This is a genomic window from Bradyrhizobium sp. SZCCT0148 (genome assembly GCF_018129985.1).
Lineage (GTDB): Bacteria > Pseudomonadota > Alphaproteobacteria > Rhizobiales > Xanthobacteraceae > Bradyrhizobium > Bradyrhizobium japonicum_H.
Genome location: NZ_JAFCKT010000005.1, coordinates 1 through 25795 on the forward strand (window position 1 = coordinate 1; position 25795 = coordinate 25795).

Genomic DNA, 25795 nt, shown 5'->3' on the forward strand with positions numbered 1-25795 from the left:
CCGTCCAGCCACTGCGCAGGGAAGGCCGAGTGATCGGCGACACCTGTATGCTGCTGTGCGGTTCTTCCTGCGTGTGCCTTTCGCGCAGCGGACCGCGGGTGCCAGCCGGCACCCGGCCTTCCCTGCGCCCTCTTGGATTTGGAGGGTGAAGCGATGAAGCAAAGCTCGGGCGAAACGCGCCGCGAGGACGCGAAGACATGTCCGTTGTTTGACAGGTCGATGCGCCAGCCGTCAGCCGATCGTCGCAACAGCAAGCGAGGCCAGTCGAACGCGATCCAGTTGCGCGAGGCCATTCCGATGGGCAACTTGATGCGCGTCAATTGCCGGACATCCCGTACGGGCTATCCTTCACAAAAGGACTCCGGCATGCGGCTTTTCAACTCAGTCGATGATTATGGCGCGGTTGCTCAGGCCCTGCATTGGTTGACGGTCATTCTCGTCGCGGCGGCTTGGGCGCTCGGGATTTTCGGCGATCTGCTGCCCAAAGGGGCGGCCCGTGAGGCGGGACTTGCCGTTCATATTTGCACCGGCCTTGCGGTTCTCATCTTGGCGGTGGCTCGCCTGACGTGGCGATCGGTCGATCGATCGCCCGTATCGGAGGCGACCGAACCTGGCCCATGGATGACCAGATGGCTCGGGTCTGCCGCCGGGATCGCGCATTATGCGCTATACGCGCTGCTTGTCGCGGTACCCATTGCCGGAATCGTGCTGCAGTTTGCGCGTGGCGATGCGCTGTCAGTGTTCGGCCTTGCCGCCATCCCGTCGCCATGGCTCAAGGATGCGGCCTTTGCCCACAACGTGAAAGAGGTGCACGAAATCCTGGCGCAAGCGCTGGTGGTGCTCGCGATGGTACACGCCAGTGCAGCGCTCATGCATCACTGGGTCTTCCAGGATCGCACCCTCGTTCGGATGCTGCCTCATTCAAGGGACTAATGCCGAGCTTCCGGTCCGCGCCGGTCAAGGTCCGTACGGGCGGTCTCGTCGCACGTCGGACATTGATCGACGCCGTTCCGACGCCCGTGATCGGCGTCCTGCTCTGCATTGCTAGGCATGATAGCCGGAAACGGTTGTGACGTTCACGCTGGATGCGAGACGACGAACGTCCGCACCGAGGCAAAGCCCCGTGCCGGGATTAAGCAGTGCCGCCGACCCGCCGGCAACGCCGTAACGCAACGCGCTGTCGAGCCTATCGCCATCGGCCAGGCGCGACACCATCGCCCCCAGGAAGCTGTCGCCTGCGCCGGACACGCTGACCGGGTCCATCGCAAGGCCATCCGCCCGCAAGGCGATGTCGCGCGTCAGGAGCAGGGCTCCGCCGGGGCCCAAGGAGAGGGCTATGATCTCGATGCGATAACGGTCGATCAGGCGGCGGCCGGCCTCCAGCAGCGCGGGCTCGTCGGCGCAACTGATCCCGGTCAACTCCTGAAACTCCCGAAGATTGGGCTTGATGAGATAAACGCCCGCCTCCAGCGCGGGTTTGAGCGAGGCGCCTGACGTATCAACGATGACCTTGGCGGTCCCTTTCGATGCCCGGACCACCCTGCCGTAGAAATCGGCCGGCACACCCGGCGGCAGGCTGCCGCTTGCTATCACAAAGCCAGCCTGCGGACCAAGACGCGCAACTGTGTCGAGACACTGCTGCCATTCGAATTCGCCGAGAAAGGCTCCCGGAAACACCAGTCGGAACTGCTCCTTGCTGGTCTCGTCGAAAACGGTGATGTCTTCGCGGGTATCCTTCGCTATCGGGATCACGATGCTGCGCACGGCCTCGCGTTCAACCAGCGTTGCCAGGGTTTGCCCGGTTGCGCCGCCGGCCGGATAGATCGCGGTTGCTTCAAGGCCGAGCCGTTTCAGGACACGGGCCACATTGATCCCGCCACCGCCGGGATCGCGTTGGGGCTCGGCGCAGCGCATCTTCGTATAGGGCACCATTTTCGTGACCGAAGTCGAGATATCGACAGCCGGATTGATGGTCAGGGTCACGATGTGCGGCATGTCAACCAAGGCCTTCGACCTCCATCAGGTTACGAAGGCCGACGAACGCGACGTCGTCGTCCAGGATCAGATAGGCCGGGATCGCTTCCAGGAATTGTTGGAGCCGCCCCTTCTCCTCGAAGCGCCGTCGAAACTGGGACGCGGCGAGATAGTCAGGCATGTGGCGCAAAATGCCGCCACCGATGAAGATCCCGCCTCTCGCATTCAATGCGAGCGCGAGATTGCCCGCGACAGACCCCAGCATCGCGCAGAACATGTCCACGGCACCGCGGCTCACCGGACAAGTCCCGTCGATGGCCGCCCGCGTGATGTCGGCGGCGTGACGTTTTGGTGAGCTCACGCCGTCGATCTCGGCCAGAGCGTCATGGAGGTTCTCCAGTCCACCGCCCGACAGAACACGTTCGGCGGACACATGTCCGAAGCGCGGCCGCAACTGCTCGATGACGGCATGCTCGCGCAAGGAGCCACTCGCCATCGTGGAATGCCCCCCTTCGCTCGAAAGGACGATCTGCCCGCCGGGATACGGTATACTGACGGCCATGCCCAAGCCGGTGCCGGGGCCGATTGCCACAAGGGGCGCTCCTGCGATCCGCTGCCGCCCACCGAGTTGCAACAGACTGCTCGTGCCAAGACGGGGCAGGGCCCATGCAACCGCCTCGAAATCGTTGATCAGGCGTACGGTCGAGAATCCATGAGTCCGGCGCAGGTCCTCGGCATCGATCACCCAGGCATTGTTCGTGAGCGCGCAGCGGCCATCCTGAACCACGCCGGAAGCGGCAAGGATTGCATGAGCCGGTGCGCCGCCCTCGGCCAAGGCGCCGAGATAGGCAGCGAGCGCTTGCTGAAAGGTGGCGTAGTCACGAACGGCCATGTGGGCTGTGGCGCTAATCGAGCCGTCAATCAGCAGCGCGAAGCGGGCATTGGTGCCTCCGACGTCTGCAAGCAGGACAGTTGGTGGTGAGAGGGATGCTCTCATCGCTGCATCGCCTTGATCAGCCCGGCATACCAGCCGAAAGACGATTTCGGCGTTCGCTGGAGGGAAGCATAATCAACGTATGTCAGGCCGAACCTGATGCTGTAACCGGAGTCCCATTCGAAATTGTCCAGAAGCGACCAGACGAAATAGCCACGAACATCGACGCCTTTGGAAGCGGCTTCGTTCATGGCGCTGATGTAGGCTTTCAGGAATTCGATCCGACCCGGGTCGATCACCGCACCGGTCTGGTCGGGCTGGCCGGAATCACCATAGCCATTCTCGAGCACGTAGATAGGAAGCCCATAGCGTGCGTGCACATCCTGCAGTGTTCGGCTGAAAGCGTCGGGTTCGATCGGCCATCCGATCGGGGTCAGAGCAACGTTGGCCGGCTTGTCGCCGAAGTCGTAACCCAGCAACGAATCCGCCCGCGCCTTAACATAGACCGGGCTATAGTGATTCAGCCCGAACCAGTCGAGCGGACGGCAAATCCGCGCCAGGTCGCCTGGCCGCATGTGCGGTTCGATGGCCGCGCGCATCGATGGCGGATAGTCGCCGCGGTATTGCGGCTCCGGGAAAGCTTCATTCCAGTACACATCCAGGCGTGCGGCGGCCGCTGCATCGGCTTCGCTTGCGCTGGAAGGTCGGCATGGCTGTCGATTGTGGATGCAGCCGATCGAGGCGCCAATCACGTTGGCGCGGAGTACATCCACTGCCGCACCGTGGGCGAGATTGACGTGGTGGATCATGCGATGGAGCTTGTCCTCGCTGCTGCCATCCCGCGTGCCCAGCGAACGACTGAACAGGCTGAACATCGACGGCTCGTTCAATGTCGCAAAACGTTTGACCCGGTCGCCAAAGCGCGCGGCGATCAGGCTCGCATAGCCGGCGAACCATGTGGCCGATTCCCGATTGAGCCAGCCGCCGCGGTCCTCCAGGGCCTGCGGAAGGTCCCAATGGTACAGGCACAGCCACGGTTCGATGCCGGCGGCCAGGAGCTCGTCGATCAGGCGGTCATAGAATGACAGGCCGGCTTCGTTGGCAGATCCGCTTCCGGACGGCAAGACGCGCGGCCAGGCGATCGAGAACCGGTACGCCTGCACGCCCAGCGTTTTCATGAGGCCGACGTCTTCGCGGTAGCGATGATAATGGTCGCACGCGACGTCCCCCGTGTCGTGATTCTTGATCTCACCGGTCTGGCAATGGACATCCCAGACGCTCAGTCCCCGCCCGTCCTCCTGTGTCGCCCCTTCGATCTGGAAGCTGGAGGTGGAAACGCCCCAGATGAAATCGGGACGCAAGCTGGCGGTGTTCGGCAGTTGCGTTGTCGGCATGGACGACCTGCTTGGTCCTGCTCGATCGGCGATCGCACACGCTGTGCGGCCGGCCGGTGCTCGCAGGCTTATTGTCTCCCTGCGACATTGGTAGTCAGCTGGTTCCTGATGGTATTGAGATAGGTCAAGGAGCCCGAGCCGGACCGTGTGATGAATCGCACTATCAGACCGATGCTGGGGGCCGCGCTTGCGAAGAACGAAATGGGGAGGAGTCCTCGACGGTGACCTCAGCGGAAGCGGCTTCTTCCGCGTTGCCGAGTGCGACGGCATATTCTGGCTGGTCGATCCCGATGGCGGAAAATTTCTCTCGAAGGGGGTCAATAATATCCGTTTCGATCAGGATCATATCCGCGGGACCGAACGCGTGCCTTACGCCGAGGCTTGCCGGAGCAAGTACGGCAGCCTGCCGATCTGGCGCACCGCTGTGTCCGACCGGCTGGCCAGCTGGCACTTCAACACGGTCGGCTGCTGGTCGGATGAACTCGTCGCCAGTTCGGGATCGCAACTGCTGGCGACCACTCCGACCGCGGCGCTGGGCGCGTCCTTCCATTTGCATCGTCGCGACCAGATCTTTCCGGATGTCTTCGATCCCGAATTTTCCGCGCATATCCGTGCGAGCGCCAATCTTCGGTGCAGGCATCGGCGCAACGATCCGGGCTTGCTCGGCACGTTCATCGATAACGAACTCTACTGGTCGCCTGACTGGCGCGGTACCGATGAGCTTCTGACGCTGTTCTTGAACCTGCCGGCGCGCCGACCGGGCAAGGTCGCCGCCCTCTCCGGTCTGCAGGCGCACTACCGGGATTTTGCTCAGTTCAACGCGGTATGGCGCACACAGGCGCGATCCTGGGAGGAACTCGGCAGGATTGAACATGTCGTAGCGCCGTTTGTCAGACTTCGGCCCGGCGTCTTGAACGATGCGCTCGAGACCAAGGCCAATTTGGCTGATCCCGTCCGCGAGGCGTTCTCAGCAGACTGCGATGCCTTCGTGGCCGTCGTTGCCGACAAATATTTCGAACTTTGCGTCGAAGCAATCAAGGCGGTCGACCCTAATCATCTCGTGCTCGGAGCCCGGTTCGGATATCAGCCGCCGGCGAGCGTCATCGCAGCGGCCGGCCGGCATCTCGATGTGATTTCGTTCAATTGCTACGAGTTCAATCCCGGTCCGCTCATTGACGCCTATGCTGCCGCCGGCAAGCCATGCCTGATCTCGGAATTCTCGTTTCGGGGCGACGACGCAGGCTTGCCGAACACGATTGGAGCCGGGCCACGGCTGCCTACCCAGCTCGACCGTGCTCAGGCATTCGAGGGCTACGTTGTCGAGGCCCTCAGCAAGCCAAATCTGGTCGGCTATCACTGGTTCGAGCATGCCGATCAGCCGGCGCAGGGTCGATTTGACGGCGAAGATTCAAATTTTGGTGTGGTGACCATTGAAGACCGGGTCTATGAAGAGCTCACGAACACGATGACCAGAGTCAATGCTGCAGCAGAACGCGTTCATGCCGCTGCCGTCCCGGCCGTGATCTGAGCGCTACGGCGAGGCGTCACGCCTCGGATTTTCGCGGGTTGCTCTCGGCGTCGGCCACCACGGCCATGGTGCGAAACACGCTCGAGGGATTAACGCTGATCGAATCGATACCGAGTCCCGTCAGATATCGCGCGATCTCCGGATAGTTCGCAGGCGCTTCGCCGCAGATGCCGATATGTCGGCCGTTTCGCTTTGCGCCGACCACCGCCTGCCGAAACATTTCCAGCATTCCGGGGTCGCGTTCGTCGAAGTCGAAGGCGACGATATCGGAATCCCGGTCGACACCCAGCGTGAGCTGGGTGAGATCATTCGAGCCGATCGAAAATCCGTCGAACAACTTCGCGAACGCGTCGATCTGGATGACGTTGTTCGGGATCTCGCACATGACGTAGATCTCGAGATCGTCTTCGCCGCGTCTCAGCCCATTGGCGGCCATCGTCGCGATCACGCGCCGGCCTTCCTCGACGGTTCGGCAGAACGGCACCATGACGCGCAGATTGGAGAGACCCATCTCCTTTCGCACCAGTCGGAGCGCCGCGCACTCCAGCGCAAATCCTTCGGTGTAGGCGGGATGGCTGTAGCGGGAGGCGCCCCTGAATCCCAGCATCGGATTCTCTTCCTTGGGCTCGAAACCTTCCCCGCCTATCAGGCTGGCATATTCGTTGGTCTTGAAATCGGAAAGCCGTACGATCACCGGCTTCGGATAGAATGCGGCTGCGATGGTGCCGACGCCTTCCGCCAAACGCTGAACAAAGAAGTCCGCCGGACTTTTGAAGCCTTTCGTCAGGCGCGCGATTGCGGCCCGCGCCCTGGCCGACTTGACTTTGTCCGGTTTCAGCAGCGCCATCGGGTGAATGCCGATATGTTCGCTGATGATGAACTCCATGCGGGCGAGACCAACACCGGCCTGCGGCTGCATGGCGGTGCGGAACGCCATTTCCGGGGTGCCGACATTGACCATGATCGCCGTACGAGGTTGTCGGAGTTGGTTCACCGGCGTTTTGGTCACGTCGAAGGCAATCGCTCCCTGATAGACGCTGCCGATATCGCCTTCCGCACAGCAGATCGTGACGTCGGTTCCGCTCTTGATCTTCTCGGTCGCGTGTGTGGCGCCCACTACGGCGGGGATGCCCAGCTCTCGCGCCACGATCGCGGCATGGCAGGTGCGGCCGCCCTTGTCGGTGATGATGCCGGCCGCGATCTTCATGACCGGCTCCCAATCAGGACTGGTGGCCGGCGCCACCAGGACTTCACCGGGCCTGAAAGCTGCAAGATCGCGCGGGGTCGAGATGCGGCGTGTGCGGCCGGAAGCAATCTTCTCTCCGACCGCGCGGCCGCTGACGATGACCGAGCCGTGTCCTTTGAGATTGTAGGTCTCGTAGACGCCCGCCGCGCGCTGCGAGGCAACCGTCTCGGGCCGGGCCTGAATGATGTAAAGCTTCCCGTCGACGCCGTCTTTTGCCCATTCGATATCCATGGGCATCGAAGCGCCGGCATGTGTCGAGTAGTGGGCTTCGATCCGGACCGCGATCTCGGCGAGGCTCAGCACCTCCGGGTCCGAAATGCAGAATTTCTGTCGTTCGGCGTCGGGCACATTGCGCGTGAGCGTCGCACCGCTGCCCCCGCGCTTGCCGTAGATCATGCGGATCTGCTTGGCTCCGAGCCGGCGCCGCAGCACCCTGCGAAAGCCCTGGCTCAAGGTCGGCTTGTGGACGTAGAATTCGTCCGGATCGACCTGGCCTTGCACGATGGTCTCGCCGAGGCCGTAGCAGCTTGTGATGAAAACCACGTCGCGAAAGCCGGATTCGGTATCGAGCGTGAAGATGACGCCGCTGGCCGCCCGATCCGAGCGGACCATTTTCATCACCGCGACGGACAGCGCGACCTTGAAATGATCGAAACCGTTGTCGATGCGATAGGAGATCGCGCGATCGGTGAAAATAGAGGCAAAGCAGCGCCGGCAAGCTTCGAACAAGTCTTTGGGCCCGCGCACATTCAGAAAGCTTTCATGCTGGCCTGCAAAACTTGCCGTCGGCAAATCCTCCGCGGTCGCAGAGCTCCGTACGGCGACAGCGACTCCGGTCCCAGCTTCGCGTTCAAGCCGCCTATAGGCTTCCGCGATCTGTTCGCGCAGCAGCGGCATGTCCATTGCTTTGTATATGATCTCGCGGGCCTTCGCGGCCTTGCCGGCAAGCTGCTTGATCTTGCTCTTGTCGATCCCTTCGAGAAGCCGGCGGAGCTCGTCCGCGACACCGCCCTGCAACAGCGCCTCGCGATAGGCATCTGCCGTGATCGCGAAGCCATTGGGGACGGCAATCCCTTGGGATGCGAGTGCTGAATACAATTCGCCGAGCGAAGCGGTCTTGCCGCCGACCAGCCCGACGTCGCCTAATCCGATTTCAAGGAATGATCTGATATATCCCGACATGCAGGCAGCTGATCACGCCGGGCCTGCCTGGCCTTGAGGCAGGTCAACCTTTCGATGGATTGACATGTCTCCCGACAAGCCGTCGACCACCTTCCGGAGCAAAGTCTGGACACGCTCCGCCGATGCCTTGAGGTCAGGATTGTCAATCGCCTGCATCGATGCGACAGGATCAATGGCCGCGATCTCGGTGCGACCGTGAGCGATCTCCTGAACGACGACGTTGCAGGGCAGCATGGTGCCGACCTTGTCCTCAAGCTGGAGTGCTTCGTGGGCAAGCCGTGGATTGCATGCCCCAAGGATGCGATAGTTTCGGAAATCGACGCCGAGCTTGTCCTTGAACGTCCGCTTGACGTCGATATCCGTGATGATACCGAAGCCGCCTTGCTTGAGAGCTTCGGTCGTGCGTCGCACGGCTTCGTCGAACCCGACCTGCAAGGTCTTGCTGAAGTAATAGCCCATTTGAAATCCCTCCTGGTGAGGCAGCGTCAGGCTCCACCGCGAACAGGACACAATCCGAACTCTCGCCTTCAATAGCGCCGACGTGCTACCAAAGGTGCCGCCAAAAGCGACCTCGGTCCGAAGGCGAATCCAGCCGGCTCTTCTGCTCGTCGCTGAGCGTGGCGTAGAAGGCCTCGTAAGGCGGACGCATGGCCTTCACGGCCTGCAGCATCGCCTCCATCCGCTTCTCCATAAACTCCATTCGACCGATCGCGGTGGTCGGCACTTCAGTCGGACAGGAGAGGCGCAGGGCCTCGGCGGCTTTGTTGGATGCCGCCTTCAACTCGTCGAACTTGGCACGTTGAGCATCCGTTGGCTTGATGACCTGTTCGAGCCGGTCGATGCGCCATCCGGAGAAGCCGGCGGCGGCGGGGCTGCATGTGCCCCGGAATCCGCCTCGGTCCATGAATCCCGGTCCCATCATCATGCCGGACCCCATCATGTCTCGTCCCGATCCATGCGCTCCAGGTCCGAAAGGCTGCGCATTGGCGCCAATGGAAGACATTACGATGGTAAGCGATACCGAGGCGGCTGCAACGAGCTGATTGAATTTGAGCATGGTATGGTCCTCCATTGCTATCAATCTCTCGGTCAAGATCCGAACGTCACACCTTATGAGGCCAATTTCGACAAGCAGTTGAGATGGATCAAATTGGAGCGCTTTGAGAGTTTAGCTGCTGCGACGTGTTGCGGCTGCGATAGCGAGTCGGACGGGGTCGTCCTATGTCTTGATGGCAGGGGTCAGAGAGAGGCGCCGTTGGCGGGTGTCGGAAAGCTGATCAAGCAGCGACAGCACCACCGGGAGCGCGCTGCCATCCACGTCGAATTATTGGGTCGGCACGCAAATGAGACCAAGGCGCGCGCATTCCATGTCCGAGAACATCAGCGCCCTCCGTTCTGTCGCGGCGCCCAGCTCTTCGCTGATCCAACGTTCGGGATCGTTGCCCTGGAGCGCCGCGCAAACCCAGGGCAAAGTCGTTGGGTCGCGGAGCTTTCGCTCGCCACAGCCCCTTGCGGAACGAACGGGCAATCACCATATGCAATTTATCGAGTTTCGGCCGAACGACTTGGCCTCGCCGCATAATGCGCGCCTGACTGACGACCCTCCCTCCAGATCTCGAATTCGCATGCTGCGCTGAGCGCGGCTTGAAACACTATATCCTAAAGGACGATCACCCATGAATACGGGAACTGTGAAGTGGTTTAACGGTCAAAAAGGCTTTGGCTTCATTCAACCAGATCAAGGAAGCCAAGATGTCTTCGTTCATATCAGCGCGGTTGAACGCGCCGGCATGAGCAGCCTCGATGAGGGACAAAAGGTCTCGTTCGACATCGTTGCTGACCGCCGGACTGGAAAGTCTGCAGCAGAAAATCTGCGCGCCGCTTAGACACTTGCAATCGATGCCTTTGATGCTTTGACCACGGATGTACTGGCAGAGCTTCTGGTTTTCGCAACCCCGCGACCGGTCACCGGCCGCGGGGTTGTTTTTGCCATCTATAAACGCGGCCCAACTGGCACTTGAGTGCAACAGTCGGCGGATCAGAGCAATGCTGTCCCGCAGTTTTTGAATGTTGCGATGTGCGTTGTCTGTCTTGATTGCGCGTGTTCGCGGTCACTGCAAAGGATTGTGCTCATTGAATGAGCGAGCGGCCGACAACTCCTTGATCGGTTCTCGTGCGTGAGCGAAAAAGTGGCATTTGCCGCGAGCGTCCCCATATAAGATGAATGACAAAATGGCAAAAATCGAGCGTGCGGCAGCCGCACAAGACAAAGGCTGAACTTCGGCAGATGCTGACCGAAGCTGTCCGCAATACGCCCAGTTCGGGCCCGCAACCAAATCCGTTGACGAAACGCGACGGCATCGCGGATCGAGTGCCTGTTAGCGTCGATTGAGCGACCGCGGTCGCCACGGTTGGTTCAATTCATGCCGAGCAAAGTCTTTCGAGAATCCGTGAAGGAGTAGGATGCGCAAGTTTCCCAAGCCCACTGAACAAGAGATCGACGAGGGGCCCCAAAAAGTGTCTTTCCAGATCGCGAATGGGAATGCGCGTCAAACCTGCATTTTGCAGACCGAGCTTCCGACGAAAGTGCAGGCTCAGAAGTACCTCATGGCGAATTGGCCCATCATCGAGAAGATGGCGCGCGACGCCCTCGCGGCGGGGGCCATTGACGACGGTGCGATCAGGCTGACGGCCAGTTGAGCGACCAAGTCGCGCGCTTCCTGCCCTTCGACGCAACTTATGCGCCTCGGCAGCCCAATGGCGTGCAACCATTTATGGTCGGACTGCCGAGACTATGGCCGCCACGTCACGGGCACGGGTGCCTTAGTCCGTCGTAGCCGAGATAGGTGCCCGAATATGGATCATAGGACCTGAAGCGTCGCGCGCAATAGTCAACGGCGTCGACGCCAACATAGGGAGCGGGAGCGCCGTAGGCCGGCCCGTAATAGCCGGGGCCGTAGCCATAATACCCGTAGTAAGGTTGCGTTGCGCCGATGATCGCGCCGCCGATCAGGGCGCCGGCGATCGCCGCGCCGATTCCAACGCCTGGGCCGCCATAATGGCCGCCGTGGCGGTGACGATATTGCACAGTTTCGATAGAGGAGGGCGCCACCATGCCGCGCAGCATCAGCGCGGAGCTTGCCGGCGCGGCCGTAACTGGCGTGACGAGCCAAGGTGTGGCCGCCGCGACGAGCGCGATAAGCATGGTTTTAGACGTCTTGTTCATGACGGCATCTCCAATTGCATTCTTGGTAGAGCGGCTGCCTTGGCCGCAGCCGCCCCCTTGGGAAAGGACACATCATAATGGTCCATTCCTGCTTGCGCGGAATTGACCCAGAGCAACTGTGATCGCTCACCGCTTGGGCCTACTTACTTAAGTTTCTCGTCGGGGGCATTCGCGAGGCAACGTGACGCGCGTGACGAGTCGCTTCCGCAAGGTGTTGGCGTCGAGAGGCTTTCGACGAACTGGCGGACAATTCTCGAAGAAAGTTGACGAATCTGCGGGTGCGCCGAGAACCGCATGTGTCCATTTTGCTGTTGATCTAGATCAGCACGGGAGGCTCCCAGAGCGGTGATCGTAGATTACGAGATTTGGAAGAAGCGCCACATCGGCTGCTTCGCGTCGTATGCTCTTCCAGATGCTGCCCAAGACAGGGCAAGGCGGGAAAGAAGCGGTTGAGAGATTGATTGACAGATGAGCCGCCTCCACAAAGAGACCCACCTCGTTGCGCGCATCGGCTGGCTGAGAGCGGCCGTGCTTGGCGCCAATGACGGAATCATATCAACCGCAAGTCTTATCCTTGGCGTGGCGTCGGCTGCCGCATCCCGTAGCGATGTTCTCTTGACCGGAGTCGCCGGGCTGGTTGCCGGCGCCATGTCCATGGCGGCCGGCGAATATGTTTCGGTCAGTTCGCAATCGGATACGGAGCATGCCGACCTCGCGCGTGAGAAGCGCGAATTGGCAGACGACCCGGTGTTTGAGAGGGAAGAACTTGCTCAGATTTACGTCGCGCGGGGCGTCGAGGCCGGCCTCGCTCGCGAGGTTTCGAGGCAATTGATGGCGAAGGACGCCTTGAGCGCGCACGCTCGGGACGAGCTTGGCATTTCGGAAATCACCACCGCTCGTCCGGTGCAGGCGGCGTTGGCATCGGCCGCGACCTTTTCTGTCGGAGCGGTAGCGCCGCTTGCGCTCGTCCTGGTCTCGCCGTCCAACGTATTGATTCCAATCGTCGCTGCAGGTTCGTTGCTCTTCCTGTCACTGCTCGGCGCAATCGGTGCCAAGGCGGGGGGCGCCGGCCTGTTGAAGCCAACCGTACGAGTCGCATTCTGGGGTGCCTGTGCGATGGCACTCACGGCCGGAATTGGCGCCGTCGTCGGCAAAGTTGTGTGAGCGCCGCGACAGCCGCGCGGCAGTAGGCAAGCTGTGCCGGCTTCCGCGGAGTTGGAAGGTGCCTGGCAATCTGCCTCCATGCCGGCCGCGGGTCAGTAGACGAAGGCTGGAGTTTTGAGCAAGTGATCATTCACGGTCACCACGCCGGGTATCGCTTCGGCGGGTTGGCCCGCTGACGATCCCGACGAGTTGGCCGTCCTTGTTGACGATGGGACGCGCTTGATCTGGGCGCTCTTCGAGAGCATGGCGACCGGTGCAACGGCGTCTCCGGTGCGGCGGTCGCGACCTCCCGCGTCATCACGTCCTGCACCTTGATTGAGTGCGACTTGACGTAGTCAGTCGCGAGCCGGGCGTCGCCGGTCAGCAGGCGCGACCACCAACAGGGTGAGCGTTCGGTCCCGCTCTCGGCTCTGTGCAGCAGATCGCCTCGCGACGCCGAGCACTCTGTTGTCGGCATCGACGACCGTCCCGGCGCTGATCCGCCGTTCCAACAGGATCTGTACGACCTGGCCTGCTTGTGACCCGTCTCGATCTTCGCGCGTCGCGAAGGCGAGAGCATCCTAGTCCTTCGCTGCCCGACCGGCAAAGTCCCGGGCCCCTCCTCGACCGATTCGAAAACGGGCGGGACGCTTGGCAAACTTTACGATGGAGGAATAAAAGAGCGTGATCTCGAGCACGCCATACAGTGCGAATATCATCAGCGCCTTGATTGCTTCGTTGGTCATTTGGATACCCTCCAACATCCGTGCCCGACTAACGTTGTGCCATCCTGGTCAAAGCGCGGGCTGGGTGAGGCTGGTAAACAGCGAGAGTCGTTGCCTTCTGCCCGTTGATGTCAGGATGGTTCAGGTGAACTGTCAGCGCGGTCATGACGATAGCGATGCCCCCAGTCGCCCCGGCAACAACCACCTTCAGGTGTGTTGCCTTGTCCGCGCTGTAAATCGAATGATTCATGGCAGGCCCCTCGACGGTGCGTGCTGGCAAATCCTTTCTAGGCCATACTTGCCCGCACAGAAATTTGGGGGCATCACCTAAGGAGATTTCCGTAGTCACGCGCGAGAGGTCGCAAGGCCTCCTCCCGGAAATACCGGCACGGAACGACCTTGATAATCCTCAAGTCCGGGCAGAATGCCCGCAACTAGACTGGTCTGGACGCTCCCCTGTCATTGGACCGTTGTTCCATGTCGCGCGCTCGGCTTCAGCGATATCTCGGCCAGGTCGGCATCTGTATCTTCGGCCTGCTTGTCGTCTCCGCAAGTGACTGCCTGGGCGGCGATCTCCCGCGAGAGCGGATGCAAGGCTATTCGGCACGGAATCTCGCGCCGCTCGTCAAACGCGTGTCTTCGGCGATCGTCACGATACGCAGTTGGGATATTCCGGCTGAGCAGCGCGAGGTGGACCCGTCGGGCGGATTTCCGGATCCGCCAAGGCTGCGCGAGCTTCGGGGCGCGGGCTCCATCGTGGACGCCGCGGCGGGCCTTGTGGTTACCGCAAATCATCTCGTTGCCAACGCCATGGCCGTGGAGGTGTCGCTTCAGGATGGACGGACGTTGAATGCCGGCCTGGTCGCACGATCGGATCGAGACGACGTTGCGCTGCTTCAAGTCACGGCGAGTGCGCTTCACGGCCCGGCGCTGGAGGTGGCGGCGGATATCGAGGTCGGCGAGTTCGTCCTGGCCCTCGGCGACTCCCTCAATCTCGGCCCGAGCGTGTCTTTTGGAATCGTTTCGGCGCTCCACCGCTCCTGCCCCGGTATCGCCAACGACGATCTGATCCAATCGGACGCTCTGGTCGAGGCGGGGAGTTCCGGCGGCGCACTGATCAATCTGCGCGGCAAGCTGATCGGGGTCATCGTCGCGCGCAGAGGCGAGGGGCGCAGCGGCTTTGCCTTTGCGGTGCCGGCCGACGCCATCATGCGGCTGCTGGCGACGGCTAGGCGGGAGCCGCCCAGCCAATAGGCTGGGCTTTCCGCAGCCTCCCACCTTGTCCCTCGGGGGTCACCGAGGCGACTGGCTCCGCCCGGTGTATGCGGCAATGAGCCAGACCACGGCGGTGACCAGCAACATGGTCACGACGGTCTGAATGAGACCGAAGTTCAGCGCGTCGCGGGCCACGAACAGCGCCGTGATCGGCGCCGCGAAGGCGAAGAGAATCCGAACGAGCCATCCAAGCATGGTCGCCTCGCGTCAGTACTTTCAGCCTGCGGCCTTCATGTCTTCAGGTGATTCCATGTAGAACCCGGAATAGGTATCGACGAAGCAGAGATGGTCGTGAACTTTCTTGACGCCGACGGTATTCTCGGCGGCGACGATCGCGGCCTGACGGGCCTCATCGGTGGTCACAAGGCCGTGCAGATGCACGACGCCGTTGCGAACATTCACTTCAAACCCGATCGGCCGCCAGTCGGTCGCATTGACCGCACGTGTGATGCGCTCGCGAATGTGTTCATCGTCGGCCGTCGGGTCAGGAACTTCGTGCACGAGGCTCGCCACGGCTTGCAAGACGTTGGTCCTCGTGACGATTCCGACTGGCGCCTTGCCCCGCATGACAGGAACGCGCTTGATGTCGTTCTTCTCCATCAGGTCGACCACTTCGGCCAGATCGGCATCTTCCTGCACCGAGACAACTTGCTTCGTCATGACGTCGGCGACCTTGCGACCCCGCTCGTGAACAAACTCGGCAGCCGCGCGCCCGGGCCCCATGAAGAATTTGAGCCACTCGGCATGCCTGCGGCCGGTGCCGATCTCGCTGCGGCGGAGGAAGTCGCTTTCCGAGACAACGCCAACGAGATTGCCCGCATCGTCGACGACGGGCAGACCGCTGATATGCATCTGCAGCATGATTTTGGCCGCCTCCCCGATGGTGGTGTGCGGCGTTACGGCGACGAGGTCTTTCGTCATGATATGATGTGCGCGCATGTTATGCTCTCAGTTTGGCTGACCAGTCCCGAAGGAGGTGAGGCTGCGACCGTCACGGCCTCACCTCGGCGGGAGCGCTCAAGCGGCCTTCACACTGATGGTCTTGGCCGGCTTCTGTGCCTCCTCGGTCTTCGGCAGGACGACCTTGAGCACACCGTTCTTGAACGTCGCCTCGATCTTGTCGGCATTGACGCCGTCGGGCAGCGCGAAGTAGCGCTCGAAGGAGCCATAGCGGCGCTCGGAAACGTAATAGTCCTTCTTCTTTTCCGCGGTCTCTGCCTTCTTCTCGCCCCGAATGGTGAGACCGCCGTTGACGAGCTTGACGTCGATGTTCTTCTCGTCGAGGCCGGGAAGCTCCGCGGTGATCTCGTAAGCCTTGTCGCTCTCGGCGACATCGACGGCCGGCGCATTGAAGTTCTTGGAGAGGTCACGGTCGAGCCGCGCGAGCGACCGGAACGGCCTCTTCCAGAAGCCGTTGCCGAAATCGTCGAAGATCTGATCGATCTCGTTTCTCAGCGCCTGGAACGGCTGCCATGCCTCGCCGGCCACTGCAGGCGCGGTCGACGTCTTGGTGACGGGTAGTTTGGTCTCGGTTGCCATGATGATTTCTCCTGACAGAGTTTGACCATCTCGGTCACCGGAAAGCATAGTCCCGGCCCTTGAACGTAGATTGATTTCGCGCAAATTTGGGAGCGGCGCCCGCAATCAAGGACGATGCGACATCCTTATGGACATAGATCGATTGCGAGGCAGCCGAGCGTCGCGCATCTATGCATCCGGCCACTTGGGCACCCATTGATCGCCAAGTTTCACGTAGGAGCGCTTCACGGCGGCCCATGCTGTTCGGTGCGCGATTTCTTCCTGTCGAAGGTCCCCGGCATGCGCGGCAAAGGAATGGTCGACCGCTTCTCGATAGATTATCGAGGGCATGAGGCGGCAGATGGTGCCGCACGCCGGGTGGAAGATCGCCGTTTGATCGATAAGGCATCTCCAACTCCCGTGCCTGTCACTCGCTCTCGGGCGGTACGGGCCAAGCAGGACGCTCTTACGGCTTCATTGCCAAATCGTACTCGGGCAGGGAGCCGGCGCCGGCTATCGCGATCTCCGCACCGACTGCTGCCTGGTATCATCCCGATCTACAATCCTACCGCTGTCCTTTGCCGTCTTGGCGGCGGCGATCGCCCGACGCCGTGAAAAGAGGGGGCCCGGGCATCAGGCGGCCGTTGGCGAGGGAGCATGTGCGGGAGCTAGGTGGCCAAGGTCGGCTCATGTGCCGCATGCTCGCATTCGCGGGGATGCCGGCATCGGCGCGGGTCTGGCTGGGCCGAAGACCCAGCATCGTCCCGTCTCGACGAATTGATGAGCGCGTCGTCACCCGGCGTGCGCACCTAGGAACTCTCGGGCACGATCGACGCTTGAATCGGCGGGCCAGTATCGCCGCCGATCGCTGGCCTGCACGGCCCCGCCTCCAAAGCCCCCATGCCCCCCAGGGTGGGGCCGTGCTTCACCAGAGGAGACGAAAATTGTCCGAACCGACCGAACAAGACATCAGAGACCGCGCGCACCGTTTGTGGGAGCAAGCCGGCAAGCCCGAGGGCCGCGACGATGAGTTTTGGAACGCGGCCGAGCAGGCGCTGCGCAACGAGGATAAGTCAGACACGCTGCGGACGCCGGATACGCTGTGACCGACAAGAATTGTCCGTTCTGCCAGGGGCTGGGGTGGGTCTGCGAAAACCATCCGCTCCGGGCCTGGAGCGAACAGCTGGGCGGCTGCCGCTGTGGCGAGGGCATGCCATGTACCTGCAACACGGCCGAAGATCCGGAAACGCGCGTGGTGATCGTCGAAGCCGATACGACGTGGCACTAGCTCGATGCGATGGTGCGTGGTGCGGTGAGCGTAGCGAAACCCATCATGCTGCTTCCTGCCGGCCCTGAATCAGTTTCGCATCGCACGTCCCATTCCCCGCCCGCTGCCAGGGGGAATAGACCATCCCGCAAGGCATTGACGGGCTCTCACAACTACATTTTCCCACAGCGGTATCAGTAGTGGACGAGCAGAAAAGAATAGAGCACCAAATCGAACTCGCCACGCGAGCGGTTGCGCTCGTCAAGGACGAGCCCACCCGCCATCGCTTCCGCGGCTTTGCCGAGGAGCTGAAACGAAAGCTCCGCGGCATGATGCGCCGCGGCCAGGTTCGCGCCCGCGCCTACGAACTCTGGGAGCGGGCGGGACGGCCAGCAGATCGCGAGCTGGAGTTCTGGCTCGAAGCGGAGCGGCAACTTGAGGAGGGGGACGAGCGAAGGGGCGCGGGCGGTTCTTCATAGGCACCGGCTGCCGGCGCGATCGAGGACGTCGGCAAGCCCGCGCCTGTGCCGCCTGCGGGCCGAAGCCCTCCGGTGCGGCGCACGCCCGGCATCCACGTTCTTATGCTGGGTAGAAACCAGGAAGAAAGCCGCCGGGCTCTTCACCCTGGCGGCTTGGAAAAGTCCCTAGCTGTCGATCGTCGCCGCAGCCTCACGCGTACCGCCGTTACCTTGTTTGCGGCCATGCAGGGACATCGTAGGGCAGGAGCCGTGATTCTGCTGTGATCTGACGCACACAGTGCACAGTTGATCACGAAGCCGGGTGCCGCGTGAGAACCGGGGACGGTGGAATGGGTAGATCCCTTGCCAAACCCAACATGTCCCGGCACGGAAATCTTCGTCCAGGTTTCCATTCAGGAGGACTCGGCGAATCTGACTGACGCAGGCAGCAGCGGCTTTCTGACGCACGTTCTGGGTACGCCGTGCCGCTTCCGCCGTTCAAGCCCGGCGCGGCGAGTGCAAGATGCTCGCGTGCGTCGAGCACCGCATGCAACCTTCGCAGCGGCGTAGCGACATTTGCACAGTGTTCGGCGTGACATGCCATGCAGGCTTGCGCCGCCGTTCCATCCTCGTTGTCGACCAACGCATCAAATGCGAGCGATTGTCGCGCCTGAAATTCGCAGTCTGCCTATGCGCTATCTCACACTTTGAAAATTAGCGGCCTCACGATTTGCTGACGCGATGACAGGCGTCATCCGTTGCTTTGTCTAATTCAGGTTGTATGGTGGCCGCGAACATTTCGACCCGGTCGATGACGTATGGATGGTGGGTGCCGTCCGCATCATTGGCGATGGTCATCATAAGAATGTTCGCCAGTGCATGAAGTGAGGGACAGAGGACAATGACCGAAGGACAAGCACAATGTCGCTGCTCCAAATCAATCTCTTCGGCGGTGTCGAGGTAGTTTCTGCTTCCGGTGAGTTCGTGCTGATCCCCAGCCGCAAGGCTGCGACTCTGCTGGGCTACGTCGCGCTCAGTTCCCCACGGGCCATTTCACGCGGCAAGCTCGCGACCCTGTTGTGGGACGGTCACTTCAGCGATCGTGCGCGCGCCAGCCTTCGACAAGCTCTGCTCACATTGCGGCGTGTGCTGCCGCAATATCCCGACGTGATCACGGCCGATCGCGACGACATCCGGATCTGCCCGGCCGCCATCAGTACCGATGTCGGGGAATTCGAGCGCCTGCTCCGGGACGGCCACCCCGAACGGCTAGCCCGTGCGGCGCTGCTCTATCGAGGCGACCTTCTCGAGGGCATCGACTCAAATTCTTGCCAGTTCGAGGCGTGGCTCTCCGCCGAGCGTCAGCGACTGAGAACACTGGCGATGCAGGCCCTTGCAGGCCTGCTGGACGCCGACAAGCGCGAACACATGGATATCGCGATTGCACTCGCGCTGCGTATCCTCGCGATCGACCCGCTTCAGGAGAATGTCCATCGCATCCTGATGCGCTGTTATGCGCAGCAAGGCCGCCGCGCAGACGCGTTGCGTCAGTATGACCTCTGTCGCTCCGTGCTGTGGCGCGACGTTCGCGCAGCGCCGGAACAGGAGACCGAACAGCTGCAGCGCGAAATTCGCCACATGTTCTGCACGTCGCCGCGATCTGTCTCGCTCAAATTGCCCCGCGCCAAAAACTTTGACGCAACTTTCACGCTCGACGTGACGCCTGCATCACGATCCCTGTCGTAGCGTCAGCCGCTCGCACCAGTGATCCCGACTCCTTCGGGAAGCAATTGTCGCTCGCGGGTCAGGCACTTCATCAGGAGATTTGATCATGACTGGAACACAGCAGCAGTACGAGGATTATGGCCAACTCGACCCGCAGGGCATTTTCGGCTCCATCCTCGGCGGAGCGGCCGGACGCGTTATCGGTAATCTGCTCGGCGGCAAGAAGGGAAAGACCATCGGCGGTGTCGTCGGAAACATCGGCGGAGGTTTCCTGCCGTTTTCAGCCGGTCCGGACATGCCGCAAGGTTCGGTACAGGTCTCGGACATGGAGCTGCAGAGCTTCTGGAGCGTGCTGAAGAAGATCGGCCAGGGCGTGCAGACCGGTGTGAACATCGGTCACCAGCTCGGCGTGTTCAGCGCCGGCCAGCCGGGCCTGCAGCCCGCTGCGGCCGCGCCGCCGACCGACATGGAGCTGCAGAGCTTTTGGAGCGTGCTGAAGAAGATCGGCCAGGGCGTACAGACCGGCGTGAACATCGGTCACCAGCTCGGCGTGTTCAGCGCCGGCCAGCCGGGCCTGCAGCCCGCTGCGGCCGCGCCGCCGACCGACATGGAGCTGCAGAGCTTCTGGAGCGTGCTGAAGAAGATCGGCCAGGGTGTGCAGACCGGCGTGAATATCGGTCACCAGCTCGGCGTGTTCAGTGCCCAACCCGGCCTCGAGCCGGCCGCGGCAGCACCGCCGACCGACATGGAGCTGCAGAGCTTCTGGAGCGTGCTGAAGAAGATCGGTCGGGGTGCCCAGACCGGCCTGGACATCGGCCACCAGCTCGGTGTGTTCAGCGCCGGCCAGCCCGGCCTGCAGCCGGCAGCAAGCGCGCCGCCGACCGACATGGAGCTGCAGAGCTTCTGGAGCGTGCTGAAGAAGATCGGCCAGGGCGTGCAGAGCGGGGTGAATATCGGTCATCAGCTCGGTGTGTTTAGCGCCGGCCAGCCCGGCCTGCAGCCGGCAGCAAGCGCACCGCCGACCGACATGGAGCTGCAGAGCTTCTGGAGCGTGCTGAAGAAGATCGGCCAGGGCGCCCAGACCGGCCTCGATATCGGCCGCCAGCTCGGCGTGTTCAGCGCCGGCCAGCCCGGTGGCACGATGCACTAGACCCGAAACGCAGCGGGCGGGCGCAAGCCCGCTCCTGCACACAGAATGAATGGAAAGCCGATGGCGAATTCGAATACGTCGCAGCAATTCATCGTGCAGGGGGACCCGGTCCGGTCCGGTCAGCTCAACGAACACCTGCGGCGTGAACCCGGCGTGAAGCGAATAGCGCAGGTCGCTCCCGACGTCGTCATCCTGTCGATGACGAAGACACAGGCCGATCGCCTGAAATCGACGTTTGCCACGCTCGTGGTCGAACCGGATTCAGCGCTGAAGCCATTCGGCTGATTTCGGTCAGCAATCATTGGACACGCAAAACATCAAGGAGGCTGCAATGGCCACGAGAGGCAAACCAGGAACGTCCGGGCAGGCCGAGAGCAATGCGACCGAACCGGCGACCAACGGCAACGGCGCGCATCCCGCGCATGAAGCCGGCCCGTCGCCGGCACCCGCGCAGGCGACCGTAACGATCGCATCGCGCAAGGCGCAATTTATGATCGCGCCGCAGCAGCAGCCTGGGCTTGCGACCTTCAGCGTCGACTTCCTGACCCAGCAGCTCAACAACAGCCCCGACATCGAAGTGGTGAAGACGGTCTCGCCGCCGCGCCTGTTCGGATTTCAGAGTGCGGAGCTCGGACAGGTGCCGCTCAGTCCGCTGGTTCTCGCCAAGATGACTCCCGACAAGGCCAAGCTGCTGAAGACCCAAGCCCAGGGGCGGTGCGCGGTGGAGCGTGACGAGCGGCTGGCCTACATGCTTGACCCCTCCACGCCGCAGCTTCCCAATCCCGGCGTGCTGACGCCGCTGGCCGACGGCTTCACCGCGACGATCGAAGTGTTGGGCCAGGACGGTCCGCTGCCCGAAGCCGAGGTCTACGTGTTCGGCAGCATGTGGCCGGCACAGGGCATCACCGACGCCAGTGGCCGTGCCACGGTGACCCTGCAGGGCGAAACACCGGAGACCATCCGCTCGATCCTCGTCAAACCCAAGATCGACTACTGGACCTTCTGGCTCGATCGTCCGCAGCTCGTTCCGAACAGTGTCAACCGGATCGCCGTGAGGGCGCTCGGTGCCGTCTTGCGCAACTTCCCCGGCCAGCAATTGACGGGTTGGGGTGAGCGCGCCATGGGGCTCGATCGCCTGCCGCCGTCCTTCGACGGCGCCGGCATCAAGATCGCGATCATCGATTCCGGCCTGGCGCCGACCCATCGCAATCTGCACGGCATCACGGTGGGCACCAGCATCGTCGGCAACGACAAGGCGGCGTGGACCGTCGACACGATCGGCCATGGCTCGCATTGCGCGGGGATCATCGCCGGCGGTCCGGTCGGCCCCGGTGGCGGAATCCGCGGCTTCGCGCCGGCGGCGGAAATCCATGTCTGCCGCATATTCCCCGGCGGCCGGTTCAGCGATCTGGTCGCTGCGCTCGATTACTGCATGGAGCACGGCATCGACGTCGTGAACATGAGCCTCGGTGGCGGCGATCCCTCGCAGATCATCGAGGAACGCATCATCCGCGCCAAGCAGATGGGTATGGCCTGCATCATCGCGGCCGGCAATTCCTCGGGGCCGGTGCAGTTTCCCGCCTCGACGCCGCATTGCCTCGCGGTCGCCGCGTTGGGCAAATGGGGCGAGTTCCCCGACGACAGCTATCATGCGCAGCAGGCGCTCGACGGCTTCCAGAGCCGCGACGGGTATTTCCCGGCGAAATTCTCCTGCTTCGGACCGGAGGTCGACGTCTGTGCGCCCGGCGTTGGCATCGTCTCATCGCTGCCCGCTGATGGTTTTGGTGCATGGGACGGCACCTCGATGGCGACGCCGCATGTCACCGGCCTCGCCGCGCTCGTGCTGGCCCATCATCCTGATTTCACCAAGGGCAACTTCCAGAATCGCGATGCACGCCGTGTCGAGCGGCTGTTCCAGATCCTGAAGGAAACCGCGACGCCGCTGCAATTCGGTGACCCCAACCGGACCGGCGCGGGACTGCCGAACGCGATGCGGGCGCTCGGCCTCGAAACCGGCGTCGCCCCGATCGCCGCGGCTGCGTCCGCAACCGATCCGTCGCTGGCAACGTTGCGTCGTCTGCTCGGGTTGCCGCCGGCCGACGCACCGAGCATGGTTCCGGCGAGCGCCCCGGCGCCGCAGCCCGCCGCTCCCATGCAGGCCAGTGCCGGTTCAGTGGCGCGCGGTCCGGCACAAACGGCGGGCGCGATGACGCTGCAGTCCGTCGATCCCGCGCAAAGCGGTTCGGGCTACCTCGCCCGCGGTCCCGCACCGACGGCGAGCGCGGCATTCGTGCCCACCATGATGGATCCCGATCCAGCCCAGATCCGGCAGATTATGCACAGGGTCGGCTTGCTGTAACGCGCAGCAAGGCGGTTTGCGAAAAGGGGCACAGCGGCACCAGTCGCTGTGCCCCGATCGTTTGACGCGCCGTGATGGGGCGGGTCGTAGGATGGGGTGAGCCCTCGCGAAAACATTATTTCCTCCGCGTTACACGAAGATGGCAGTGATTGAACCGAGAAGCCGCGGCGTACTGGATTCCCCGCCTGCGCGGGGGATGACAGCGAGACTTGGAGATTCAACTGCGGACGAGCAGACGTTCGGGCGGGCCGGCAGCGAACGCCGATCAGGTCGGCGATGACGGGACGCTGGCCGCGGTCGGACTCGACAAGGTCCATGTCGATCTGCCCAACGGAATCTCGTTCGAGATCCTGCATTCCCCAGGCAAGAATTCGACCGACAGCGCCGCGATCATGAAGCAGCTCACCGACGCCGCCGAAGAGTTCGCCGAATCGCTCGGGCATTATTCGCCGGCATCGAACGCCGCGTCGGCCTACGCCGCGCAGCAGGCCGCCGCGTCCGGTCGGAAAGGCCAGTTCGATGCCCGCGGCTGATGCGCGCGCAAAGGGCGTGACGATGTCACGCCAGCGCTCGCCGCGCTCCCTCCGCGCCCCTCAGGCGCGATACCACGCCGCCAGATTCCACGTGATGGTGTCCCAGCCCGACATGTCGACCATCAAATTGTTGACGCCGGCGTTGACGACGGGGCGCGAGAGCAGCGGCAGGAACACGTTGGCCTCGCAGAAAATCTCGTCGACCTTCATCAGCAGCGCGGCCCGCTTGACCGGGTCGAGCTCGTTCTGCGCGGCCTTGTAGGCCTTGTCGGCTTCGGGATCGGAATAGCGCGAGTTGTTGCGACCCAGCCATTTGTTGTCCTTGGTCGCGATTTCCCAGGACACGCACTGGTTCAGCAAGCGCTCCGGATCCGGCTGCGGCTGCGTCGTGTTGTACATCTCCATGTCGGCATAGAATTTCGAGTAGGTATCGGGATTGCCGACGTCCGATGAGAAGAACACCGAGGCGGTGACCGCCTTGATCTCGATCTCGATGCCGGCCTTCTGGCAGGCCTGCTTGATGATGGCCTGCGTCTTCTGGCGCGGGGCGTTGGTCGAGGTCTGGAACACGTATTTAAGCTTCTTGCCGTCCTTCTCACGGATGCCGTCCGCGCCCTTGGTCCAGCCGGCCTCGTCGAGGATCTTGTTGGCCTTGTCGACGTCGAATTCGTATTTCAGCTTGGGCGACTTGAACTGCTTCGGCGCGTTGACGAAGCTCGCGGTGGCGATGCCGCCGCGACCGTAGATGAATTTCTGGATCGAATCGCGGTCGATCAGCAGGTTGATCGCCCGGCGAACGGCGGGATCGGACAGCGTCGGATGCTTGGTCTTGACGCTTGACCGCTCGCCGTCGACCTCGGTCCAGGGATCCGTGGTGTTGAGGATGATGAACTCGACATTGCCGGACGGCGTGATGTCGAGCTTGCCTTTGCCGCTCGCCTCCATGCGCTTGAGCACCTCCTCCTCCACCTGCATGTTCCAGGCAAAGTCGTATTCGCCGGTCTGCAGCACGGCCCGCGCCGCGGACACCGCATCGCCGCCGCCCTTGACTTCGAGCGTGTCGAAATGCGGCTGGTTCTTGACGTGGTAATCGGGATTGCGTTCGGCCCGGATCATGTCGCCTGGCTTGAACTCGACGAACCTGTACGGCCCGGTGCCGACCGGCTTGAGATTGCCCGGGGCTTCGCGCGATTTGGCGCCGATATAGTCGCCGAAATGATGCTTTGGCAGGATCTGGCCGACCTGGCCGCCAACGAACGGATCGGCCCAGAACGGCGTCGGTGCCTTGAAGATCACCTTGACCGTATGGTCGTCGATCTTCTCGACCTTGAGGTCCTTGTAGGAGCCGGAGGTGAAGGCCGCGGTGGCGAGGTCCGCGGCGTACTGCCAGGTGAAGATGACGTCGTCGGCGGTGAAGGGCTTGCCGTCGTGCCAGTTCACGCCACGCTTCAGCTTCCAGACCACGCTCATGCCGTCCGCGGCAAGCCCGCCGTTCTGCTTGGTCGGCACCTCGGCGGCGAGACAGGGGACCAGATTGCCCTCCTTGTCCCAGCCGGCGAGCGGCTCGAAGAAGATGCGGGAGGCGATCTGGTCCTTGGTGCCGAGCGCGAAATGCGGATTGAGCAGGGTCGGGGCCTGCCACAGCAGGATCTTCAGCGCGCCGCCGCCGCCGGCCTTGGTCGGCTTGTAGTCGAGCGTGGCATCCGCCATCGCCACATCGTGCCAGACCAGGATCTGGCTGGCGATCGGGGCCGCGATTCCGAACGCGGCCACCTTCCGGATGAACGAACGCCGCGACAGCGTGCCTTGCTTGACCTCCGCGACCAGGCCCCGGATCTCGTTCTCGTCCATCAGCTCACCCTCCACCTCGAAGACTTCGGCGCCGCATCATGTGGCATCATGCAGGACGCGGCAATGCCGGCGTGGCCGCAAGGCCATGCGACGAAATGACGATGGGAGAGCTGTTACACGTCAGGATCCGGATCGCCGCCCGAGAGACCCGGGCGGCGATCCAGTGCGAACTTGAGTGAACTTGGGGAAGTTCAAAGGCCGCGCCGGAACGCTAACCCGGTCGTTGCGGGCGTATCAAGTTTCGTGATGTTGCGGCGCCCGGAGTTTCATTGCGGCCGCCACGGCGTCGCCACAGATGAACTCAATG

General features: G+C 62.5%; 29 protein-coding genes. 14 read left to right on the forward strand and 15 right to left on the reverse strand.

Going from position 1 to position 25795, the window contains the following annotated elements:
- Positions 1 to 153: 153 nt before the first annotated feature.
- A complete protein-coding gene (locus tag JQ580_RS16950; RefSeq protein WP_311982457.1) occupies positions 154 to 933 on the forward strand; it encodes a cytochrome b in 780 nt (259 codons plus the stop codon).
- 111 nt (positions 934 to 1044) lie between these two features.
- On the opposite strand, the gene JQ580_RS16955 is transcribed toward JQ580_RS16950, so the two are convergent.
- From JQ580_RS16955 to JQ580_RS16965, 3 genes are read right to left on the reverse strand one after another with little or no spacing between them, the layout of a single operon-like run.
- Positions 1045 to 1995 (reverse strand): 1-phosphofructokinase family hexose kinase, encoded by a 951-nt coding sequence (locus tag JQ580_RS16955; protein WP_212281695.1) that lies wholly within the window; start codon positions 1993 to 1995, stop codon positions 1045 to 1047.
- 1 nt (position 1996) lies between these two features.
- Positions 1997 to 2971, reverse strand: a complete 975-nt coding sequence (glk, locus tag JQ580_RS16960) for a glucokinase (RefSeq protein WP_212281207.1) — start codon at positions 2969 to 2971, stop codon at positions 1997 to 1999.
- Positions 2968 to 4302: a GH1 family beta-glucosidase gene (locus JQ580_RS16965; RefSeq protein ID WP_212281208.1), complete on the reverse strand. Its 1335-nt coding sequence runs from the start codon at positions 4300 to 4302 to the stop codon at positions 2968 to 2970. The genes glk and JQ580_RS16965 overlap by 4 nt, the downstream gene beginning before the upstream one ends.
- A gap of 187 nt (positions 4303 to 4489) precedes the next feature.
- Here JQ580_RS16965 and JQ580_RS16970 point away from each other — a divergent pair, with 187 nt between their 5' ends.
- The gene (locus JQ580_RS16970) at positions 4490 to 5830 is read left to right on the forward strand and encodes a glycoside hydrolase 5 family protein (RefSeq protein WP_212281209.1); all 1341 of its coding nucleotides are present in this window, start codon (positions 4490 to 4492) and stop codon (positions 5828 to 5830) included.
- 16 nt (positions 5831 to 5846) lie between these two features.
- Here the strand turns inward: JQ580_RS16970 and ppsA are convergent, their stop codons facing one another.
- The 3 genes from ppsA to JQ580_RS16985 all read right to left on the reverse strand — a co-directional run bounded on the left by ppsA (position 5847) and on the right by JQ580_RS16985 (position 9315).
- Entirely contained in the window at positions 5847 to 8258 is a 2412-nt protein-coding gene (ppsA, locus tag JQ580_RS16975; protein WP_212281210.1) for a phosphoenolpyruvate synthase, read from the reverse strand.
- A 12-nt stretch (positions 8259 to 8270) separates the two neighbouring features.
- Entirely contained in the window at positions 8271 to 8717 is a 447-nt protein-coding gene (locus tag JQ580_RS16980) for a DUF302 domain-containing protein (RefSeq protein ID WP_212281211.1), read from the reverse strand.
- Between the two features lie 85 nt (positions 8718 to 8802).
- Complete coding sequence (locus JQ580_RS16985; RefSeq protein WP_212281212.1) at positions 8803 to 9315, reverse strand: Spy/CpxP family protein refolding chaperone; 513 nt, start codon at positions 9313 to 9315, stop codon at positions 8803 to 8805.
- A 619-nt stretch (positions 9316 to 9934) separates the two neighbouring features.
- Here JQ580_RS16985 and JQ580_RS16990 point away from each other — a divergent pair.
- A complete protein-coding gene (locus JQ580_RS16990) occupies positions 9935 to 10144 on the forward strand; it encodes a cold-shock protein (protein ID WP_028153817.1) in 210 nt (69 codons plus the stop codon).
- Between the two features lie 577 nt (positions 10145 to 10721).
- Positions 10722 to 10958 (forward strand): hypothetical protein, encoded by a 237-nt coding sequence (locus JQ580_RS16995; RefSeq protein ID WP_212281213.1) that lies wholly within the window; start codon positions 10722 to 10724, stop codon positions 10956 to 10958.
- A gap of 106 nt (positions 10959 to 11064) precedes the next feature.
- Here JQ580_RS16995 and JQ580_RS17000 read toward each other — a convergent pair whose 3' ends face one another.
- A complete protein-coding gene (locus JQ580_RS17000) occupies positions 11065 to 11484 on the reverse strand; it encodes a BA14K family protein (protein ID WP_212281214.1) in 420 nt (139 codons plus the stop codon).
- A gap of 468 nt (positions 11485 to 11952) precedes the next feature.
- Between JQ580_RS17000 and JQ580_RS17005 the strand changes: the two genes are divergently transcribed.
- Positions 11953 to 12648, forward strand: a complete 696-nt coding sequence (locus tag JQ580_RS17005) for a VIT1/CCC1 transporter family protein (protein ID WP_212281215.1) — start codon at positions 11953 to 11955, stop codon at positions 12646 to 12648.
- Between the two features lie 560 nt (positions 12649 to 13208).
- Here the strand turns inward: JQ580_RS17005 and JQ580_RS17010 are convergent.
- The gene (locus JQ580_RS17010) at positions 13209 to 13373 is read right to left on the reverse strand and encodes a hypothetical protein (RefSeq protein WP_212281216.1); all 165 of its coding nucleotides are present in this window, start codon (positions 13371 to 13373) and stop codon (positions 13209 to 13211) included.
- Positions 13374 to 13401: 28 nt separating this feature from the next.
- Entirely contained in the window at positions 13402 to 13602 is a 201-nt protein-coding gene (locus JQ580_RS17015) for a hypothetical protein (RefSeq protein ID WP_212281217.1), read from the reverse strand.
- A gap of 227 nt (positions 13603 to 13829) precedes the next feature.
- On the opposite strand from JQ580_RS17015, the gene JQ580_RS17020 reads away from it, so the two are divergent.
- The gene (locus JQ580_RS17020; protein WP_249134244.1) at positions 13830 to 14606 is read left to right on the forward strand and encodes a trypsin-like peptidase domain-containing protein; all 777 of its coding nucleotides are present in this window, start codon (positions 13830 to 13832) and stop codon (positions 14604 to 14606) included.
- A 39-nt stretch (positions 14607 to 14645) separates the two neighbouring features.
- Here the strand turns inward: JQ580_RS17020 and JQ580_RS17025 are convergent, their stop codons facing one another.
- The 4 genes from JQ580_RS17025 to JQ580_RS17040 all read right to left on the reverse strand — a co-directional run bounded on the left by JQ580_RS17025 (position 14646) and on the right by JQ580_RS17040 (position 16496).
- A complete protein-coding gene (locus tag JQ580_RS17025) occupies positions 14646 to 14822 on the reverse strand; it encodes a hypothetical protein (RefSeq protein ID WP_212281218.1) in 177 nt (58 codons plus the stop codon).
- Positions 14823 to 14843: 21 nt separating this feature from the next.
- Positions 14844 to 15566: a CBS domain-containing protein gene (locus JQ580_RS17030; protein WP_212281219.1), complete on the reverse strand. Its 723-nt coding sequence runs from the start codon at positions 15564 to 15566 to the stop codon at positions 14844 to 14846.
- 78 nt (positions 15567 to 15644) lie between these two features.
- A complete protein-coding gene (locus JQ580_RS17035; RefSeq protein WP_212281220.1) occupies positions 15645 to 16166 on the reverse strand; it encodes an Hsp20/alpha crystallin family protein in 522 nt (173 codons plus the stop codon).
- Positions 16167 to 16334: 168 nt separating this feature from the next.
- Positions 16335 to 16496 carry a ChaB family protein gene (locus JQ580_RS17040; RefSeq protein WP_409363210.1) on the reverse strand — a complete coding sequence of 54 codons (162 nt, stop codon included), beginning with the start codon at positions 16494 to 16496 and terminating at the stop codon, positions 16335 to 16337.
- A 593-nt stretch (positions 16497 to 17089) separates the two neighbouring features.
- Between JQ580_RS17040 and JQ580_RS17045 the strand changes: the two genes are divergently transcribed.
- The 3 genes from JQ580_RS17045 to JQ580_RS34230 all read left to right on the forward strand — a co-directional run bounded on the left by JQ580_RS17045 (position 17090) and on the right by JQ580_RS34230 (position 17891).
- Positions 17090 to 17251: a DUF2934 domain-containing protein gene (locus JQ580_RS17045; RefSeq protein WP_212281221.1), complete on the forward strand. Its 162-nt coding sequence runs from the start codon at positions 17090 to 17092 to the stop codon at positions 17249 to 17251.
- Positions 17248 to 17433 (forward strand): hypothetical protein, encoded by a 186-nt coding sequence (locus JQ580_RS17050; RefSeq protein ID WP_212281222.1) that lies wholly within the window; start codon positions 17248 to 17250, stop codon positions 17431 to 17433. Before JQ580_RS17045 ends, JQ580_RS17050 begins: the two co-directional genes overlap by 4 nt.
- A 179-nt stretch (positions 17434 to 17612) precedes the next feature.
- Positions 17613 to 17891, forward strand: a complete 279-nt coding sequence (locus JQ580_RS34230; protein WP_212281223.1) for a DUF2934 domain-containing protein — start codon at positions 17613 to 17615, stop codon at positions 17889 to 17891.
- A 702-nt stretch (positions 17892 to 18593) separates the two neighbouring features.
- Here the strand turns inward: JQ580_RS34230 and JQ580_RS17060 are convergent.
- A complete protein-coding gene (locus JQ580_RS17060) occupies positions 18594 to 18731 on the reverse strand; it encodes a hypothetical protein (protein WP_212281224.1) in 138 nt (45 codons plus the stop codon).
- Between the two features lie 60 nt (positions 18732 to 18791).
- On the opposite strand from JQ580_RS17060, the gene JQ580_RS17065 reads away from it, so the two are divergent.
- From JQ580_RS17065 to JQ580_RS17085, 5 genes are all read left to right on the forward strand, one after another.
- A complete protein-coding gene (locus JQ580_RS17065; RefSeq protein WP_212281225.1) occupies positions 18792 to 19616 on the forward strand; it encodes an AfsR/SARP family transcriptional regulator in 825 nt (274 codons plus the stop codon).
- Between the two features lie 85 nt (positions 19617 to 19701).
- On the forward strand, positions 19702 to 20745 hold the full coding sequence (locus tag JQ580_RS17070) for a hypothetical protein (RefSeq protein WP_212281226.1): 1044 nt from the start codon (positions 19702 to 19704) through the stop codon (positions 20743 to 20745).
- A gap of 60 nt (positions 20746 to 20805) precedes the next feature.
- Positions 20806 to 21030 (forward strand): hypothetical protein, encoded by a 225-nt coding sequence (locus JQ580_RS17075; protein ID WP_212281227.1) that lies wholly within the window; start codon positions 20806 to 20808, stop codon positions 21028 to 21030.
- A 46-nt stretch (positions 21031 to 21076) separates the two neighbouring features.
- Positions 21077 to 23104, forward strand: coding sequence for a S8 family serine peptidase (locus JQ580_RS17080; protein WP_212281228.1), 2028 nt, complete (start codon positions 21077 to 21079; stop codon positions 23102 to 23104).
- 209 nt (positions 23105 to 23313) lie between these two features.
- A complete protein-coding gene (locus JQ580_RS17085) occupies positions 23314 to 23637 on the forward strand; it encodes a hypothetical protein (RefSeq protein ID WP_212281229.1) in 324 nt (107 codons plus the stop codon).
- Positions 23638 to 23697: 60 nt separating this feature from the next.
- Here JQ580_RS17085 and JQ580_RS17090 read toward each other — a convergent pair whose 3' ends face one another.
- Positions 23698 to 25488, reverse strand: a complete 1791-nt coding sequence (locus JQ580_RS17090) for a peptide ABC transporter substrate-binding protein (RefSeq protein ID WP_212281230.1) — start codon at positions 25486 to 25488, stop codon at positions 23698 to 23700.
- Positions 25489 to 25795 lie beyond the last annotated feature (307 nt).

Coding starts and splice junctions, on each gene's coding strand:
- JQ580_RS16950 (WP_311982457.1), top strand. CDS start 154: ATGAAGCAAAGCTCGGGCGAAACGCGCCGCGAGGACGCGAAGACATGT.
- JQ580_RS16955 (WP_212281695.1), bottom strand. CDS start 1,995: ATGCCGCACATCGTGACCCTGACCATCAATCCGGCTGTCGATATCTCG.
- glk (WP_212281207.1), bottom strand. CDS start 2,971: ATGAGAGCATCCCTCTCACCACCAACTGTCCTGCTTGCAGACGTCGGA.
- JQ580_RS16965 (WP_212281208.1), bottom strand. CDS start 4,302: ATGCCGACAACGCAACTGCCGAACACCGCCAGCTTGCGTCCCGATTTC.
- ppsA (WP_212281210.1), bottom strand. CDS start 8,258: ATGTCGGGATATATCAGATCATTCCTTGAAATCGGATTAGGCGACGTC.
- JQ580_RS16980 (WP_212281211.1), bottom strand. CDS start 8,717: ATGGGCTATTACTTCAGCAAGACCTTGCAGGTCGGGTTCGACGAAGCC.
- JQ580_RS16985 (WP_212281212.1), bottom strand. CDS start 9,315: ATGCTCAAATTCAATCAGCTCGTTGCAGCCGCCTCGGTATCGCTTACC.
- JQ580_RS16990 (WP_028153817.1), top strand. CDS start 9,935: ATGAATACGGGAACTGTGAAGTGGTTTAACGGTCAAAAAGGCTTTGGC.
- JQ580_RS16995 (WP_212281213.1), top strand. CDS start 10,722: ATGCGCAAGTTTCCCAAGCCCACTGAACAAGAGATCGACGAGGGGCCC.
- JQ580_RS17000 (WP_212281214.1), bottom strand. CDS start 11,484: ATGAACAAGACGTCTAAAACCATGCTTATCGCGCTCGTCGCGGCGGCC.
- JQ580_RS17005 (WP_212281215.1), top strand. CDS start 11,953: ATGAGCCGCCTCCACAAAGAGACCCACCTCGTTGCGCGCATCGGCTGG.
- JQ580_RS17010 (WP_212281216.1), bottom strand. CDS start 13,373: ATGACCAACGAAGCAATCAAGGCGCTGATGATATTCGCACTGTATGGC.
- JQ580_RS17015 (WP_212281217.1), bottom strand. CDS start 13,602: ATGAATCATTCGATTTACAGCGCGGACAAGGCAACACACCTGAAGGTG.
- JQ580_RS17020 (WP_249134244.1), top strand. CDS start 13,830: ATGTCGCGCGCTCGGCTTCAGCGATATCTCGGCCAGGTCGGCATCTGT.
- JQ580_RS17025 (WP_212281218.1), bottom strand. CDS start 14,822: ATGCTTGGATGGCTCGTTCGGATTCTCTTCGCCTTCGCGGCGCCGATC.
- JQ580_RS17030 (WP_212281219.1), bottom strand. CDS start 15,566: ATGCGCGCACATCATATCATGACGAAAGACCTCGTCGCCGTAACGCCG.
- JQ580_RS17035 (WP_212281220.1), bottom strand. CDS start 16,166: ATGGCAACCGAGACCAAACTACCCGTCACCAAGACGTCGACCGCGCCT.
- JQ580_RS17040 (WP_409363210.1), bottom strand. CDS start 16,496: ATGCCCTCGATAATCTATCGAGAAGCGGTCGACCATTCCTTTGCCGCG.
- JQ580_RS17060 (WP_212281224.1), bottom strand. CDS start 18,731: ATGATGACCATCGCCAATGATGCGGACGGCACCCACCATCCATACGTC.
- JQ580_RS17065 (WP_212281225.1), top strand. CDS start 18,792: ATGTCGCTGCTCCAAATCAATCTCTTCGGCGGTGTCGAGGTAGTTTCT.
- JQ580_RS17070 (WP_212281226.1), top strand. CDS start 19,702: ATGACTGGAACACAGCAGCAGTACGAGGATTATGGCCAACTCGACCCG.
- JQ580_RS17075 (WP_212281227.1), top strand. CDS start 20,806: ATGGCGAATTCGAATACGTCGCAGCAATTCATCGTGCAGGGGGACCCG.
- JQ580_RS17080 (WP_212281228.1), top strand. CDS start 21,077: ATGGCCACGAGAGGCAAACCAGGAACGTCCGGGCAGGCCGAGAGCAAT.
- JQ580_RS17090 (WP_212281230.1), bottom strand. CDS start 25,488: ATGGACGAGAACGAGATCCGGGGCCTGGTCGCGGAGGTCAAGCAAGGC.